The following is a 16,456-nucleotide window of genomic DNA, read 5'->3' as shown; positions in this document are numbered from 1 at the left end:
CCAAGGTGACAAGTCGCGCCTGTCGAGCATGCGGCTTTAGATTGGGAGAACACGATGAGAGCAGTTGTCTATAACGGGCAGCGCGATGTTGCGGTACAGGACGTGCCCGACGCGCGGATCGAGAGGCCGACGGACGTTCTGGTACGGATCACGAGCACCAACATCTGCGGCTCGGACCTGCACATGTATGAGGGCCGGACCGACTTCCCGCGCGGCGGCGTGTTCGGGCACGAGAACCTCGGTCAGGTGGCAGAAGTGGGCGACGCGGTCGATCGGGTGAAGGTTGGGGACTGGGTGGCCATCCCCTTCAATATCGGCTGCGGGTTTTGCAAGAACTGCGAGCGCGGCTTGAGCGCGTTCTGCCTGACCACGGCGGATCGAAGCGTCGTGCCGAACATGGCCAGCGCCGCGTACGGCTTCGCCGATATGGGGCCGTATCGGGGCGGCCAAGCCGACCTTCTTCGCGTCCCCTACGGCGACTACAATTGCCTGAAGCTGCCACCGGACGCGGAGGAACGACAAATCGACTATGTGATGCTGGCCGACATCTTCCCAACCGGCTGGCACGTCACAGAACTTGCAGGATTGCGTCCCGGCGAGTCGGTCGTCATCTACGGGGCCGGTCCGGTCGGACTCATGGCTGCTCATTCCGCGATGATCAAGGGCGCCTGCATGGTCATGGTCGTCGACCGCCATCCCGACCGTCTGCGCCTCGCAGAGTCGATCGGGGCCTTACCCATTGACGATTCCAAGGGCTCCCCGGTGGACCAAGTCCTTGCTTTGACGAACGGCATCGGCGCCGATCGCGGCTGCGAGTGCGTCGGCTACCAGGCCCACGACCCGGAGGGCCACGAGCACCCCAACATGATCATGAACGACTTGGTGAGGTCAGTGAAATTCACCGGCGGCATCGGCGTGGTCGGCGTCTATGTGCCCCAGGATCCAGCTCCGCAGGACCCGCTCTACAAGCAGGGCGAGATCGTTTTCGATTACGGGCTCTTCTGGTTCAAGGGTCAGACGATCGGCACCGGCCAGTGCAACGTGAAGGCATATAACCGGCAGCTGCGAGATCTGATCTCGACTGGCCGTGCGAAGCCGTCCTTCATCGTCTCGCATGAGCTGCCGCTGGGTGAGGCACCAAACGCCTACCAGCACTTCGACGCGCGCGACGAGGGCTGGACCAAGGTGGTTCTCAAGCCCGCCGCATGACTAGCCGCGGGCCGGGCGGGCAGTCACGCGCTCGGCCTGTGTGCCTTCTCGCCGAACGAGTTCGAACGTGAGGACGCCATGCCGATCTACGACTACCAGTGCCAAGGGTGCGGGCCGTTCACTGCTATGCAGCCCATGGCGCGGTTCCAGGACCCATGCGCATGCCCGAAATGCGGGGCTGAAGCGTCACGAGCAGTTCTCAGCGCACCAGCCATCGCTAGCATGGATCCGACCCGGCGCAGCACCCTGGCCTCGAACGAGCGCAATGCGAGCGGCCAACGCCCCACGAAGGCGGCCCATCCAGCCGGCTGCGGCTGTTGCGTACGCCGGTTGCCGCTGCCGGGCGCCCTGTCTGCGGACGGACGGATCTTCACGTCGCATGGGCCAGTCCGGTGTAGCTGGCAGTGATGGCTGCAGCGCGGGGCTGACCAATCGAGCGCAACCCTTTGGAATGTTGGCTGCGTGGTACTCGACATGCGCCAACCCGAGGCGGGCGATCTGACCATCCCGCGGGAGCTCAAGGCCCGGCGCATCCGCCTGCCGGTGATCGTCTTGGGCGAGCTCCAGAGCGATGTAAAGTCTGCCGTGCAGGTGATGAAGGCCGGCGCGGTGGACTTCCTGCCGGTCCCCTATGCTCCGGATGAGCTGCTGGCCGCCCTTGCGTCGGCAGCCGCTGACATTTCCCAGGCCGACGAGCACGGTCAGGAATCCAACCGGGCCCGGGGGCGCATTGCCGAGATGCCGGTCCGCGAACGCGAGGTCCTGGAGGGCCTGCTGGCCGGCCAGACCAACAAGCAGATCGGGCGGGACATCGGCATCAGCCCGCGTACGGTGGAAACCCATCGTGCTCATGTCATGCAGCGCCTGGGCGTACAGACCCTGCCCCAAGCCGTGCTGGTCGCACCCTCCGCGGGGTTTGAGTCACTCAGCCCGGGGCGAAGGTGCCTCAGGGAGCAGATAAGCCTGAAACCTGACCGCTTGGCAGAAATTCCCGCTCAGGTGCTGTTCTCGCTATCCGTCGGCGGAGTGAGAGAACCGCGCTGCATCAAACAGAGCGGGATATCCCTCAGGGATCATCCGCAGCACTTCCCCCCAGCGCAGACGTTCATGAGCCACGACCCTTGACGACCATCCCCGCAGAGATCTGCCTCGTGCCGTAACGTTTTCCGGACGCAGGAGCCTCTGCATCTTCGTTGGACAAGAGGAGGAGGAAGGCATGCGAGCCCTCGTTTGGCATGGCAAGGAAGATATCCGCTGCGACACCGTCACAGACCCTGAGATCGAGCAGCCGCGTGACGCCATCGTCAAGGTGACGAGCTGCGCCATATGCGGCTCGGACCTGCATCTGTTTCATAATTTCATTCCTGCCATGCTGCCTGGCGATGTCATGGGGCACGAGATGATGGGAGAGGTTGTCGAGGTCGGGCCCGAAGCGAGGGGCAAGCTCAAGAAGGGGGACCGTGTCGTTGTCCCCTTCACGATCATCTGTGGCGAATGCGATCAGTGCAAGCGCGGCAACTTCTCCGTTTGTCAGCGGAGCAACCGCAAGAAGGATATCGCCGACAAGGTGTTCGGCCACACGACCGCAGGCCTGTTCGGCTACACGCATCTGACCGGCGGCTATCCTGGCGGGCAGGCCGAGTATCTGCGCGTTCCCTTTGCCGATGCGACCCACATCAAGGTGCCGGATGGGATCCCGGACGAGAAGGTTCTCTTCCTCGGCGACATCTTCCCGACCGGCTGGCAGGCCGCTGTCCAGTGCGACATCCAGCCGACGGACACGGTGGCGATCTGGGGCTGCGGTCCCGTCGGCCAGATGGCGATCCGCAGCGCCGTGCTCCTCGGGGCCAAGCAGGTGGTTGCCATCGATCATTTGCCCGAGCGCCTGGAAATGGCAGAAGCCGGCGGTGCCATCACCATCAACTTCGATGAAGAGAGCGTGGTCGAGCGCCTGAACGAGCTCACCGGCGGCGAGGGCCCGGAGAAGTGCATCGACGCGATCGGAATGGAAGCCCATGTCTCGCCCTCGATGCCGGATACGGTCTACGACCGCGCCAAGCAGATGCTGGGAGCCGAAAGCGACCGGCCGCACGTTCTTCGCGAGATGATCTACGTCTGCCGCCCGGCCGGGGTGATCTCGATCCCCGGTGTCTATAGCGGCCTCGATGACAAGATCCCGATGGGCCAGCTGATGAACAAGGGCCTGACCATCCGGACGGGTCAGACGCACGTCAACCGTTGGACCGATGACCTTCTGCGCCGCATCGAGGAGGGGCAGATCGACCCATCGTTTGTCATCACCCACACCGTGAGCCTCGAGGAGGGGCCCGAGATGTACAAGGTGTTCCGCGACAAGCAGGACAGCTGCATCAAGGTGGTTTTGAAGCCCTGAGGAACCGGGAGAGAAGACATGGCTTATTACATCTCGAACATCGCCCGGTCCAAGGGTGACCCAAAGGTCCTCCACTCCGGCCCCAACTCGCTGGGGGCCGCTGACCGCTTGGCCAAAGCGTTAGGTTGGTACAGCATTGGGCTGGGCATAGCGGAGCTGATCGCGCCGGAGCGCTTCACCCGGGCATTAGGGATGGAGGGTAAGGAGGGTCTCGTACGGGCCTATGGCGTCCGCGAACTCGGGCACGGCATCGTCTCGCTTTCGCCCGATAAGCATCTCGGATTGTGGAGCCGCGTCGCCGGAGACGGGCTCGACATCGCCACCCTGATGGCGGCCATGCGGCACGACAATCCGAAGCGCGACAATGTCGGGATTGCTCTTGCGGCGGTGCTGGGGGTGACGTTGCTGGACATCATTGGCGCGCAGAGCGTCACGGCCCGCCACAGCCGCCCTCGCGGTCGGCTACGCTCTTACCGGAATCGGACAGGCTTCCCGCAGGGTGTCCAGGCGGCGCGAGGCGCCGCCAAGGACTTCCAGGTACCGCCGGACATGCGGGCCGCACCAACCCTCGCGGCGGTGTCCGATCGTGCTCCGCAGGAGAGGGCACGCCCTCACTGACCGAGCGACGATATGGCTGCATTCGAGCGGCGTTCAGGCCGCGAGGGGGCAGCCGTATCCCACACGATCATTGCCGCACGATGGAGGCGAACATGCTCAGGCTCACACCGGCGACCCTGCTTCTCGGGACGCTCTTGGCTACCACATCCATGGCACAGCAGAGTGCGGCCCCATCTCAGGGCCCGGCTCAACTACAGCAGGTCGCCAACTTTGAGCACCAGGTGACCGGAGTGACCGTGTCGAAGGATGGGCGCATCTTCGTCAACTTCCCGCGGTGGACGGAGGATGCCCCGATCTCGGTGGCCGAGGTGACGCGCGACGGCCAGATCAGACCTTATCCGGATGACGAGTGGAACTCCTGGCGCAATGCCAAGAAGAACCAGATGTCGGCCGGGGATCACTTCGTGTGCGTCCAGAGCGTCGTGGCCGATGCGCACGGCAATCTCTGGGTCGTCGATCCGGCCGCGCCAGCCACAGCAGCCGTCGTGCAGGGTGGGCCCAAGCTCGTCAGGATCGACCTGAAATCAAACAAGGTTGCGCAGGCGATCCGCTTCGACGAGACGGTCGCGCCTCAGGGCAGCTACCTGAACGATGTGCGGTTTTCGCCGGATGGGCGGCATGCCTACCTGACCGATTCCGGGGCCAAAGGTGCACTCGTCGTTGTGGATCTGCAGAACGGCAAGGCTCGTCGCGTCCTTGACGGCCACCCGAGTACCGAGCCGGAAAAGGATGTGGTGGTGAAGACCGATGGGCAGGAGTTGCGCCGGCCCGACGGGCGTGGGGTCGAATTTGCCGCCGACAGCATCGCTCTCTCTCCCGATGGGCGCACACTCTATTGGAAAGCTCTGACCGGCCGGACGCTCTATCGCATCCCGACAGATGCCTTGGAGAACCCACGTCTGTCTGAGAAGGACCTCGAAGCTCGGGTGGAGCGTGTCGCCGAAACCGAGCCGACGGACGGTCTTTGGATCGACGGGCGCGGGCGGCTTTATCTGAGCGCGATCGAGCAGGATGCCGTGAAGGTCCGCGATGGGGATCGCATCACCACCCTTGTCCAGGATAAGCGGCTGCGCTGGCCCGATACATTCTCGGAGGGACCCGACGGGACGATCTACATCACCAGCTCCCGCATCCAGGACATGAGCTGGTTCAAGCCCGAAACCGGTCCGCGCCTTGAGACGCAGCTGTGGCGCATCGAGCCTGGGCAGAACGGGGAGGCCACCGGCTCAACCCGGCAGCCCCAACGACCCTGACCGAGCAGTTGGGACGACAGGAGGCCTGGCATGATGGGGCGAATGGAGCAGGGCCTCGGGACACTGCTGATCCTGATCATCTTGCTCGATATCTTTCTGACCGTGCTCTACGCCCGGATTGGCACCAGCATTATCGGATCCCGGGTCGGGCGGCTCGTCTGGGCCTCCGCCGTCAAGGGCTCAAAGGTTTTCGGCTCCAGACGAGGAGCGGCTCTGTCCTTCTGCGGTCCGGTCATCCTCGTGCTGCTGGTTGGGGTCTGGGCTCTCGGGCTGACCCTCGGGGCGGCGTTGATCATGCACCCGGACCTCGGTACGTCCATCCGCGCCACGAACGGCGAGACGCCCACTGACTTCGTCACCGCGATGTATGCCGGGGGCACCAGCATGGCCATCGTCGGCGCGAGCGACTTCACCCCGCACACGAGCCCGACGCGGCTGCTCTTCCTGTTTAACTCGCTCATCGGCATGTCAGTGATGTCGCTGACGCTGACCTATCTCATGCAGGTCTATACAGCGCTCCAGCGGCGCAACGTGCTGGCCATGAACATCCATTTCCTCTCTGGGTGCACAGGCGATGCCGCCGAATTGCTGGCACGTCTCGGGCCTCAGGGGCAGTTCAGTGGCGGCTACACGAACCTGTCGGAAATCGCTGTCGAGATGACCCAAGCCAAGGAGGCGCACCACTTCTACCCGGTACTGTTCTATTTCCGCTTCAGTGACCCATACCACTCGGTATCCCGTTCCACGCTGGTCGCCCTGGACACGGTGAGTTTGATCAAGAGCGCCCTGGATGATCGGAAGTACCGCTGGCTAAAGGAGGCAGGAGGCGTCGCGCAGCTGTGGGAGGCGTCGATGATGCTGGTCATCACCCTGGAGAACACTTTTCTCCCCCATGGGGCACCGGACCGGGAGGCTCAACCGGATCAGCAGACCCGGGACCGCTGGCGAGCACGCTACCGCGATGCCCTGCTTCGGCTTCAGCAGGCGGGTATCGAGATCACGGCTGACGGGCAGGCCGGTGCCGAGGCCTATATCGCCTGCCGAATGCAATGGGACCATCACATCACGAACTTGGCTCCTTCCATGGCTTACCGCATGGAGGAAATCGATGCCGCAACGAGCCGCATAGGATCGAAAGACAGGCCGAACGATTCCGGGTTCCGCCTACACGTGGCCGAGTAGCGGGAGCTGATCCGGTGGAGGCGAGAATGCCGCTTAGCGAGACGGCCTGCGAGATCCTCAGGTTCTTTCGTGATACGCACCGAGAACCCGGCGCCTGCATGACAATGGCAACACTGGATGCGCATTTGGGGACAGATCCCACTGTTGCCGTGGCCATTTCCGAGTTGGAGCAGCTTGGATACGCGACCGTGCCGGATGCTGGTAGGCCGAATTGACGGACCTTGGCTTCGACGCGATCCATCGTGGCGTTGCATGAACGTCTTCTTCTGGCATGTCCCCGGAGTACGCCAGATGTCCACTTTGAAAGGGGACCACGGACGTTCCTGAGACGTTGCCAATTTCCTTGGAGGGCCCCAACTGAAGTTGGCGAGGGTGCGGGAGACCGTGACTAAAGTGGCGTCAACGGTGAGTCAGGTGAGTTTGGTGATGCCGCCACTGCTCACGGAGGCGAGTAGCTCCACAATGCGCCTTCCGCCAAGCCTCAGCTCAGGGGCGACCTCGGCCAGTGGAACGAGCACGAAGGCGCGTTCCGCCGCATAGGGGTGGGGAAGTGTCAGAGCTGGCGTGCCTATCTCCAAGTCATCATAGGTCAGGATATCAATGTCGATTGCTCGGGGACCCCATCTGGTCCCACGGACGCGCCCAAGATCCTGTTCGACGTGCATGCAGAGAGCCAGAAGGCCTTCCGGCGGGAGATCGGTCTCAGCAAGAGCACAGGCATTCACAAACCAGTCCTGGGCAACAGGTCCCCACGGCTCGGTGCGAAAGTCGGCTGAGCGGGCTATAATCCGTGCTCCGCCCCGATCAAGGGCAGAAAGAGCCCTGGCAATGTTGCCGCTCTTGTCGCCCAAGTTGCTGCCTAGGCTGAGTGCCACCTTAGCCATCGCGCGAGCGCCGAATCTCGACCGCAACGCTGTCGAGGATGAACGGAACCGGCGCCTCAGGCTTCTCGACCCGCACCGTCAGGGACGTAATCCGTGGAAATCGTTCCAGCACGCCTGCGGCAATGGCCTCCGCCAATCCTTCGATCGTGTGAAAGCGGCGCGTGGTGCCGATTTCATAGGCCAACGTGGCAAGGCTCGCATAGCAGACGGACTGGTGATAGTCGTCCGCCTGCCCGGCGGGCCTGAGATTGAGAGTGCAGGCGAGGCTTACGTAAAAGCGCTGCCCCAGGCGCGCCTCCTCGGCGTGAACGCCATGGTGCGCATAGAGCGCCAGCCGGGAGAGGATGATCGTATCGGTCAAGGTTGACCTCTCAACAGAATATCGGCGACCCGGCACGCTTCGACGTGAGCCTTCACGTCGTGAACCCTAATGATGTCTGCGCCGCGCGACACCGCCGCGAGATGTGCGCCCATGGTCCCATACAACCGGTCGCGCGGGGGCACCTCGGGCTTGTAGAACCGGCCAAGAACCGATTTGCGGGAGGCTCCCACCAGAACGGGGAAGCCCATGGCCCTGAGCTCGGATAGGCGGCGCAAAGCCTCGAGGTTCTGTTCGGCCGTCTTGCCGAAGCCGATGCCGGGATCAAGGATCAGATGCGTGTCGGGAATGCCGGCCCGCCGGGCGAGGTCTAGGGAGCGCCCGAAAAAGCGCTGCATGTCCACCATGAGATCGAGCGAAGGATCCGCCTCCGCCCGATTGTGCATGACGACCGCCGTAGCCCTATGCTCCGCCACGGTGGCGGCCATATCGGGATCGTACTGGAATCCCCAGATGTCGTTCACGATCCTGGCGCCTGCCGCCAGGGCCGCGCGAGCGGTCGCGGCCCGGTAGGTATCGATTGAGATAGGCACATTGAGAATGCCGGCCAGGTCGCGGATGACAGGAATAATCCGCCGCTGTTCCTCCTCAGCTCCAACCGGAGTGTGTCCCGGGCGCGTGGACTCCCCACCGATATCGATGATGTCGGCCCCAGCGTCCTCCATCTCGCGGGCATGTCGAAGCGCGGCCTCGTGATCGCTAAACAGGCCGCCATCCGAGAACGAGTCGGGCGTGACGTTCAAGACACCCATGATCAGGGTGCGCAAGCCCAGGCGGGCCAAGGTTGGTGACATGGTCGATCTCGAATTCATCAGACACCTCGCGCGGCAGGTATGCCAAAGGCAATCGCGAGCATGATGGCGTTGCGATTGTGCACCACGGTTACCCACTTGGTGTCTCCCGCGTAATGCCTTTCGGGAACGGGTTCGCCACTGGTCAGGGCCGACCCTGCCAGGAGGCGTCCGACGGCGGAGATGTCGACAATGTCCATGCGGCACGCTGAGGCGGATGGCGCAGGCTCGCGCTCCATTTTGTGACGCTGGCCATAGTCGAAAGACACGAGGCGGGTGAGGGTTCGCTCCGCCACGACCTTGTGGGCGAGAGTGACGGAGACCAATCCGCCGGAACAGATGACGAGGGCCTTCACGAGGACTCCTTGTTTTGACCGGGTAGGCTGCGACCGGATCGGCTCAGGGGCCGATAAGCATGAGACGGATCGCACCTGAAAAGGGAACCAATCGCAATGCGATCGGATGGAGCACAAGAGTGCTTCATCCGCTTTCCCGCGTAGAAAGACCCGTATTGAGAGGAGGTCAACTTCGCGTGGGCCGGAAAAACCGTCGCGCTGGAAGAAGGCTGACCGGGGGCGAGCGGAAGCCAAAGTACGACTGCCGCACACGCCATCACGAAAGCCGATCTTAGAACGCGGTCCGCAAATCCAGGAGTTGCCACCTGACGAGTAGCTGAAGATGCGCGCGTTGGCTCTGCCATATCGGCTGTGACTGGCGCAGTGAGTGATCCGCTATAGGCTTCCAAGCATAAACTTGGATCGAGAACTGAAAAGAAATGTAAGCACAGCAGCTTGATCGCTCAGAGGAGGGGGCATCTATCCATGCCGAATGCGGGGCCAAGTGCCACGCCGATACACAGTTTTTGCTTGCCGCCATTGCTGGCACCAGACAGATCGGGCGCCTTTCAGATCTGGGACCGACCGCTATTGGTACGCCCAAGACGTAGGTGCTTGGTCCGCTTCAGCGCTCAAGGGCTGATATTTATTGAGCGTCCGGATTGTGAAAATCTGACCCATCCGGACCATCGGCCAGGCGCGACCCGTCGTATATGGAACGAGCTAAGCTGCCGGCAGAACGACCTCATCCCATATATCGCATCGAGCGGTGTCCCGACCCGGCAGGGCTAATGCCGACACGTCGACCCGAAGGTATCCGCTCGTAGGCATGGCCTGCCTGCGGCTGGTATGGGCCTCTGAGGAAGAGAAACAGCGATCTAGCCTCTTAGTTGTTCAGAGCCGACCAACGGCAACATCATTGAATATGGCTCGGAACTAATCAAAGAAGCCGGCATCCTCATCTCTAAGATAGCGCTTGGCGGCTTTAGCGTCGATATCGAGACCAAGACCTGGTCCGGGTAGCAGATCGATCATCGAATCATTGACGATGCGGCCTGTCGGGAGCCCTAGGATGATCTCGTGCCACCACGGGTCCGATGCTGTAGGATACTCGAAGGCGATGTAGTTGGCCGGCAACGTGGCGCACACGTTGATCAATGCGCCCAGCCCCAGGAGGCCGTTGGCGGTGCCATGGGGCGCCATGAGGATCGAGTGCATGTAGGCGTGCTCGGCGATCCATTTGAGTTCTGCGATGCCGCCGACGTCAGCCGGATCGGGGCCGATGATGCGCACGGCCTGTGTCTCAATGAGTTCCTTAAAGTTGTGCCGCAGATAGATCTGCTCGCCTGTATGGATCGGCGTTGACGTTGAGAGGGTCAGTTCGCGATAGGCTTGCGGATTGACCCACGGCACGTAATCGCCCGTGAGCATATCCTCGAGCCACGCGATGTTGTATTTCTCGACCGCCCGCGCGAACTTGATCGCATCGGGCAACATCCAGCCTGGGCCGCAATCGAGCGCCAAGCTGATTTTGTCGCCCAGCACCTCCTTCATCGCGATAACGCAATCGAGCATATGGTTGAAACCATGCTCACTGATCATACCTTGATCCATTGCGCCGTGGTAGCCCGAGCGCGTCTGGCGCACACCATAATGGAAGTCGTCAACCGTATCCTTCATGTTGGAGTGAAAGCTGATGCCCTGCTTCACCATGAAGAAGTTTTCGGGGAGCTCTGCCATCCACCTCGCATCAGCAGCGTAGTCCTCCGGGCGATCACCCGTCCGCTTCCTGCGCATGTTCCCGTTGTAGCAACGAACCTTGTCGCGCACTTTGCCGCCGAGCAGCTTGTACGTCGGGACGTTTGCCGCCTTGCCAGCAATGTCCCAGAGCGCATGCTCGATGGCACTGACGGCCGCACCGTAGGGCTTGAAAGAGCCACGCTGACGAATCTTCAGCATCACTCGCTCGACGTCAGTCGGATCCTCGCCAATCAATGCTTCGCGAAAGTGCATCACCCACGGCTTGATGTAGCCCTTGGTGTGTTCCACTTCGCCAAGCCCGTGGATTCCTTCGTCGGTGGTAATGCGGACGATCGGATGCTTGCCAATGACGGCGCAGCGCAAATCAGTGATCTTCATGGCTGATGCCTCTTCGTAGGACGGATGAGCGGAGTGCGATGGCCGGGTGCGATCCTGATGACCGGCGACAGGCGCCGTTGCGATGCCACCAGGCGCGCCTGCCTTTTGAATGGCGCCGTTAGCTCCAGGTGCGGTCCCAGGAATACTCGTGATCCCAGTGGTCCGTCGGTTGCCAGATGCCGGCGACACCCGGCTGCAGATGCTGGACGATGACCTCGTCAACGACATCATCGATGCCGAGGCCCGGCTTATCGGAGACTTCAATGAAACCGTTCTTCAGCAGCGGTCTGGGAAGGCCCGTCACGATATCATCCCACCAAGGTACGTCGGCCGAGTGGTATTCAAGTGCCATGAAGTTTTCGGTAGCGACGGCGACATGGGCCGCAGCCATAGCAGCGATCGGGCTTTCCGCCATGTGGATCGCCATGGCGACGCCAAATTCCTGGGCCATGTCGCCGATCTTTTTAGTCTCGAGAATGCCGCCCGACGTGAGCAGGTCAGGGTGGATAATCGAAATTCCGGCCCTGAGCAGCGGCTCGAAGCTCTCTTTCAAATAGATATCTTCGCCCGTGCAAATCGGAACCGATGTCGCCGCCTGTAACTGCCGATACTGTTCCGTGTATTGCCATGGAATCACGTCCTCGAGCCAGGCCGGAACGTATTTTTCGATGCGGTTGGCGAGTCTGATGCCATTTTGCAGCGAGATATGTCCAACGTGATCAATGGCAAGCGGAATGTCCGAGCCGATGATATCGCGGACCTCGCAAATGTATTGTTCGAGGTAATCTAGACCTTTGTCCGTAAAGTGGAGACCGGTGAACGGATGACGCACATTCTGCGCGTCATAGGCCGTATTGCGCCTTCGGCGCTCCTCGGGCGTGTGCGTCCTGCCTTGCGCCGAATGAGAGCGGAGGCCTTCAAGAGTGCCGGCCGGCGCCACTACGGCCCCCGGCAGGTCGGCAATCTGCATCAGCCCGAGATCCATCTTGAGGAACGTGAAACCAAGGTCCATGCGCTCTTTGAGGCGCTTACCGGTCGCCGTGCCACTGGGTTGCTCTGCATCGGTGTCGCAATACATGCGTACCTTGTCACGAAACCTGCCACCCAGCATCTGATAGATCGGTACGCCATAGGCCTTCCCGGCAAGATCCCATAAGGCGATCTCGACAGCCGAGACGCCACCGCCCTGCCTGCCGTGTCCACCAAACTGCTTAATGCGGCGGAACAGACGGTCGATGTCGCAGGGGTTCTCGCCGAGCAGCCGACTCTTCAACATTAGCGCATAGGTCGCGCTAGCGCCATCGCGCACCTCGCCAAGTCCGATGAGGCCTTGATTGGTGTATATTTTGACCAGTGCTGAGGCGAAGGGTGCGCCGACGATCTCGGCCACTCGCATGTCGGTGATGCGAAGCTCCGACGGCTTGGAAAACGGATTGACTCGATTTAGCGCCTCGTCAGCACTTTCCAACTTCGTCATGACGGCATCCTCCCTGTCCTGGGCTTTCGGTCCGCAGGATTGACCGTGATCGCTTCGCCGGCGTGTGTTTGTGGATTTCAGGCGTTATTCACTCTCGACCTCGCCTTCGCTTGCGCGCCGGGAGTTTGACGGCTCCGGCTCGACGAACTTCGCGCATTGTGCCTCAATCAACGACGTTGTTCTCAAGGTACTCCCGGTTCATCTCGATGCCGAGTCCCGGTGCGGGGTTAAGCTTGAGGCTGCCGTTGGAATTGTCGAGCGGCACGTTAATGAGAGGATCATATTTGGAGAGGTTCCATTCTGATGTTTCGAGCTTGTAGAAATTGGGCACCGTCATCATGACCTGCGCTCCGGCCACGACATTGATCGGCCCGGCGGCATCATGAGGCGAGACTGGAATGTAATAAGCCTCGCAGAGCGCTGAGATCTTCTTCAGCTCGGTAATGCCACCGGTCCAGGTCACATCGGGCATGATGTAGTCGGCCAGCTTATTCTCGAGAATGGGGACGAAGTCCCACTTTGTATGTCCACGTTCGCCCCAAGAGATCGGCACGTTGATCTTCTCTCGCACCTGCTTGAGGGCGTTGATGCTTTCCGGCGGGCACGGTTCCTCGAACCAGTCGATGTTTCCGGCCTCCTCGAGGGACCGGCAGAGCCGGATGGCCGTTGGCACGTCGAAGCGGCCATGCGCGTCGATCAGGATTTCGATCTGTGGTCCAGATGTCTCCCGGATTAGTGCCGTCAACTCCGCGGCCTCGCGCTCGTCTTGGCGCGTCACGCTGCCATCCAGATAGCCGTCGCGCTGCTCGCGCGCGATTCCATCCACATATGGACCCTGCGGAGGAAACGGATCGAACTTGAGCGCAGTATGTCCCGACTTCACAATCGCCTGGATCTCGGCTATGACGGTTTCCTTGCTCGTGAACTTGCGCTGATCCGGGTGGGTGTAGAGCGCAATCTCATCGCGCACAGGTCCGCCGAGAAGCTCGTAGATCGGCTTTCCGAGTGCCTTTCCCCGGATGTCCCAAAGCGCGATGTCGATGGCGCTGAGGCACTCCACCGCAGCGCCCCGGCTCCCCATATAGGTGAAGCTGCGAAAGAGCTTGTGCCAGAGACGTTCGATATGCGCGGGATCTTCGCCGATCATTATCGTGCTGATTTGCCTTAGCATCGCCGTCAGCGCGCGGTTCGCGATCTTTGTTGTCGTAGTGATCTCGCCCCAGCCGGTGATGCTCTCATCCGTGCTGACTTCTACAAACAGGAACTCGCCCCAGTAGGAAGCTGCCGACTTGATAAGCCACGGCCTGACGCTGGTAATCTTCATGAGCTTCGCTTTCCTGTAAATTTGAGGAGAGGCTGCGTGTTAGATCGGTAACCTACCCTGCCTGAGCCGCCGCCATGGCCCGCATATGCTCGAGGATGTGAAGTCCGGACCCTTCGACGTGCCGTGCCACGAGTTCGGCCGCCCGATCGGCGTCACCTGCCTTGATATTGGCGATCAGCTCACGATGGTCACTGATGACCTGCGCTCTCCGTGCGAGGGTGAAGCCAAACCTGCGGCTGACCGCTCGGAGCACCTCGCGATGCTTCCACCACAACTCGGCGGCGTGTCGATTGTAGTGACGCTGGTAGATCACGGTATGGAATCTTGTGTCGAGCTCGCTGTGCAAGATCTGGTCAGCAAAATTGTTGTCCTCAATCTGGCTCTGGACCAATTCTAGTTCCGCGATGTCGGCCTCTGTGGCCATCCCGACGAACCAACGCGTCAGGGACGGCTCGATCAGAACGCCGATCTCGTAGATGTCGCGAATAAAATCTCGGTCGATCGGTCGGACGCGCGCGCCGCAATTTCGGGTGAAAATGACGAAGCCTTCGCCGCGCAGGAGCTGAAGCACCTCCCGAACCGGCGTTGTCGAACTGCCGTGACGCTTGGCGAGGTCGGTAACGACGAGGCGCTGATTGGCAGCAAGCCGCCCCGAGACGATATCGTCGCGGATCGCCTTATAGAGCAGCGCTGTGGAATCGGTGGAGGCGCCGATTGGGTCTATCCCGAGAGGCGGCGCCGCATGGTAGTCGCTTGCCTCCTCCAACCTTACCTCCAATGCTCAAATCATATGTCGACTGGCCGAGACAATATACGATCTAAGTCAATTGACATACAAGTCCGGCTCTGTAATCGTTTCCTGGTAGGAGTTCTGACTAAGAAAAGCTCCAGACGAGGGTGGAGGCCACAGTGCCAGTGTGCGCTGGCGCTGAAGAATTGGAGGGACATTATGTCAGCCTTTGACTTCGGCCGCGCCATTCGCGGCAGTGTTTCCGCGGCTGTTCTCACATCGTTTCTGACGTCGCCTGTATTGGCTGCGCCTCCCGTCGACCTGAGCAAATGGTCGCCGGAATATGTGCGTTCGATTGCTGGCACAAAGGACTTCGACACTGCTGCTGAATGCAATAAAGTGACGCCGCTCAATTACAAAGGCCGCCTTACGTTCTGGTACCAGGGCGTGTTCGAAGGCGACCCTGATCTTTTGAGGCAATACTATAAAGATTTCTTTGTGGCTTTCCGAAAGACTTACCCCAACATAGATCTGCAGGACCAGGCGCTCACGTACAACGACTTGCTCGACAAGTTCCGCACGGCGCTGCTCGGGAATGCTGGACCGATGATGGTTCGGTTGCAGATCCTGGGCGGCGTGGAATTCGCCTCCAAAGGATATCTCCAGGAGCTGAAGCCCGAAGATGTCGGCTACGCAACGGAGGACTTCTGGCCTGGCGCCATGAAGTCGAACATGTGGAAGGGCAAGACGTACGGCATCCCGACCAACAACGAGACGATGGCGTTGATCTGGAACGCGGACATCTTCAAACGGGCCGGTCTCGATCCCGACCGGCCGCCCGCCACATGGGACGACGTGGTCAAATACTCCAAGCAGATCCACGACAAGCTCGGGATCGCGGGCTATGGCCTCGTCGCACGCAAGAACGCCGGCAACACGCCTTACCGCTTCTTGCCTCAGCTCTGGGGTTACGGCGGCGGCGTGTTCGACGAAACCGCCCAGTCCCCGACCTACTCGAAGGTCCAGATCAACAGCCCGGCCAGCAAGCAGGCATTGCAGGCCTCCTACGACATGTACGTGCGCGACAAGTCTGTGCCGGTTTCGGCATTGACCAATCAGCAGGCTGACAACCAGCCGCTTTTTCTGGCGGGGCAGCTCGGCATGATGATTTCGCACCCGTCCGACTACGATGTGATGCTGGATCTCAAGAAAAAGACTTCTGGCAGCGACACACAGAAGGCACAGACGGTCATCGACAATATGCGCTACGGGCTGATCCCGACCGGTCCGGACGGCAAGCGCGCGGTCGTGTTCGGCGGCTCGAACATCCACATCCTGAAGCCGGAATATGTAGACGGGGGCAAGGTGGATCTGCCAGCTGCCAAAGCGCTCGCTTGTTTCTGGACGAGCCCGGAATGGTCACTTAAAATGGCTTACGCTGGTTCAAACCCAGGTAACCTGAACGGCTTCAAGACGAAGTGGATGAAAGAGCGCCTGGACAATATCAAGTTCCTTGACGTCACGACTTCCATGCTGCCCTACGGCGTCCCGTTCCCGACGATTCCTGAGACGCCCGAAATCATGAACATCGTCGTGCCCGACATGCTGCAGAATGCACTCACGGGCGCGATGACCGTGGATCAAGCAGCCGACGATGCGGCCAAGAAGATCAAGAACATAATGGACGGCGGAAAGCTCTAACCAGCTTGGCCGGCGGCGATCGCCGCCGGTCAGTTTCCTCAC

General features: G+C 61.0%; 15 protein-coding genes and 1 pseudogene. 8 read left to right on the top strand and 8 right to left on the bottom strand.

Annotated features, from left to right (window positions below; translation table 11 throughout):
* Nucleotides 1–54 precede the first annotated feature (54 nt).
* The 7 genes from U0023_RS22470 to U0023_RS22440 all read left to right on the top strand — a co-directional run bounded on the left by U0023_RS22470 (nt 55) and on the right by U0023_RS22440 (nt 6,654).
* A complete protein-coding gene (locus U0023_RS22470) occupies nt 55–1,209 on the top strand; it encodes a glutathione-independent formaldehyde dehydrogenase (protein ID WP_009493737.1) in 1,155 nt (384 codons plus the stop codon).
* 78 nt (nt 1,210–1,287) lie between these two features.
* Nucleotides 1,288–1,617 (top strand): FmdB family zinc ribbon protein, encoded by a 330-nt coding sequence (locus tag U0023_RS22465; RefSeq protein ID WP_083861506.1) that lies wholly within the window; start codon nt 1,288–1,290, stop codon nt 1,615–1,617.
* A gap of 54 nt (nt 1,618–1,671) precedes the next feature.
* On the top strand, nt 1,672–2,334 hold the full coding sequence (locus tag U0023_RS22460; protein WP_280943215.1) for a response regulator transcription factor: 663 nt from the start codon (nt 1,672–1,674) through the stop codon (nt 2,332–2,334).
* Nucleotides 2,335–2,425: 91 nt separating this feature from the next.
* On the top strand, nt 2,426–3,601 hold the full coding sequence (locus tag U0023_RS22455) for a zinc-dependent alcohol dehydrogenase (RefSeq protein WP_009493741.1): 1,176 nt from the start codon (nt 2,426–2,428) through the stop codon (nt 3,599–3,601).
* Between the two features lie 18 nt (nt 3,602–3,619).
* Nucleotides 3,620–4,219 (top strand): hypothetical protein, encoded by a 600-nt coding sequence (locus tag U0023_RS22450; RefSeq protein ID WP_009493743.1) that lies wholly within the window; start codon nt 3,620–3,622, stop codon nt 4,217–4,219.
* A 92-nt stretch (nt 4,220–4,311) separates the two neighbouring features.
* A complete protein-coding gene (locus tag U0023_RS22445) occupies nt 4,312–5,472 on the top strand; it encodes an SMP-30/gluconolactonase/LRE family protein (protein ID WP_009493745.1) in 1,161 nt (386 codons plus the stop codon).
* Between the two features lie 30 nt (nt 5,473–5,502).
* Nucleotides 5,503–6,654, top strand: coding sequence for a potassium channel family protein (locus tag U0023_RS22440; RefSeq protein ID WP_009493747.1), 1,152 nt, complete (start codon nt 5,503–5,505; stop codon nt 6,652–6,654).
* A gap of 410 nt (nt 6,655–7,064) precedes the next feature.
* On the opposite strand, the gene folK is transcribed toward U0023_RS22440, so the two are convergent.
* From folK to U0023_RS22400, 8 genes and pseudogenes are all read right to left on the bottom strand, one after another.
* The gene (folK, locus tag U0023_RS22435) at nt 7,065–7,538 is read right to left on the bottom strand and encodes a 2-amino-4-hydroxy-6-hydroxymethyldihydropteridine diphosphokinase (protein WP_009493750.1); all 474 of its coding nucleotides are present in this window, start codon (nt 7,536–7,538) and stop codon (nt 7,065–7,067) included.
* Nucleotides 7,531–7,899, bottom strand: coding sequence for a dihydroneopterin aldolase (gene folB, locus U0023_RS22430; protein WP_009493751.1), 369 nt, complete (start codon nt 7,897–7,899; stop codon nt 7,531–7,533). Before folB ends, folK begins: the two co-directional genes overlap by 8 nt.
* The gene (gene folP, locus U0023_RS22425; protein ID WP_195904246.1) at nt 7,896–8,711 is read right to left on the bottom strand and encodes a dihydropteroate synthase; all 816 of its coding nucleotides are present in this window, start codon (nt 8,709–8,711) and stop codon (nt 7,896–7,898) included. The genes folB and folP overlap by 4 nt, the downstream gene beginning before the upstream one ends.
* Before the next feature lie 26 nt (nt 8,712–8,737).
* Nucleotides 8,738–9,064, bottom strand: a pseudogene (locus U0023_RS22420) (7-cyano-7-deazaguanine synthase); the annotation flags it as partial.
* A gap of 915 nt (nt 9,065–9,979) precedes the next feature.
* Nucleotides 9,980–11,182, bottom strand: coding sequence for a mandelate racemase/muconate lactonizing enzyme family protein (locus U0023_RS22415; protein ID WP_009493755.1), 1,203 nt, complete (start codon nt 11,180–11,182; stop codon nt 9,980–9,982).
* Nucleotides 11,183–11,300: 118 nt separating this feature from the next.
* A complete protein-coding gene (locus U0023_RS22410) occupies nt 11,301–12,659 on the bottom strand; it encodes a mandelate racemase/muconate lactonizing enzyme family protein (RefSeq protein WP_009493756.1) in 1,359 nt (452 codons plus the stop codon).
* 163 nt (nt 12,660–12,822) lie between these two features.
* Nucleotides 12,823–13,983, bottom strand: coding sequence for a mandelate racemase/muconate lactonizing enzyme family protein (locus U0023_RS22405; protein ID WP_009493757.1), 1,161 nt, complete (start codon nt 13,981–13,983; stop codon nt 12,823–12,825).
* A 52-nt stretch (nt 13,984–14,035) separates the two neighbouring features.
* Nucleotides 14,036–14,749: a GntR family transcriptional regulator gene (locus tag U0023_RS22400; RefSeq protein ID WP_009493763.1), complete on the bottom strand. Its 714-nt coding sequence runs from the start codon at nt 14,747–14,749 to the stop codon at nt 14,036–14,038.
* Nucleotides 14,750–14,932: 183 nt separating this feature from the next.
* Here U0023_RS22400 and U0023_RS22395 point away from each other — a divergent pair, with 183 nt between their 5' ends.
* The gene (locus U0023_RS22395; protein ID WP_009493765.1) at nt 14,933–16,414 is read left to right on the top strand and encodes an ABC transporter substrate-binding protein; all 1,482 of its coding nucleotides are present in this window, start codon (nt 14,933–14,935) and stop codon (nt 16,412–16,414) included.
* Nucleotides 16,415–16,456: the final 42 nt, after the last annotated feature.

It is taken from the genome of Microvirga lotononidis, from assembly GCF_034627025.1.
Classification (GTDB): domain Bacteria; phylum Pseudomonadota; class Alphaproteobacteria; order Rhizobiales; family Beijerinckiaceae; genus Microvirga; species Microvirga lotononidis.
This window is presented reverse-complemented; position numbering and strand designations above follow the sequence as displayed.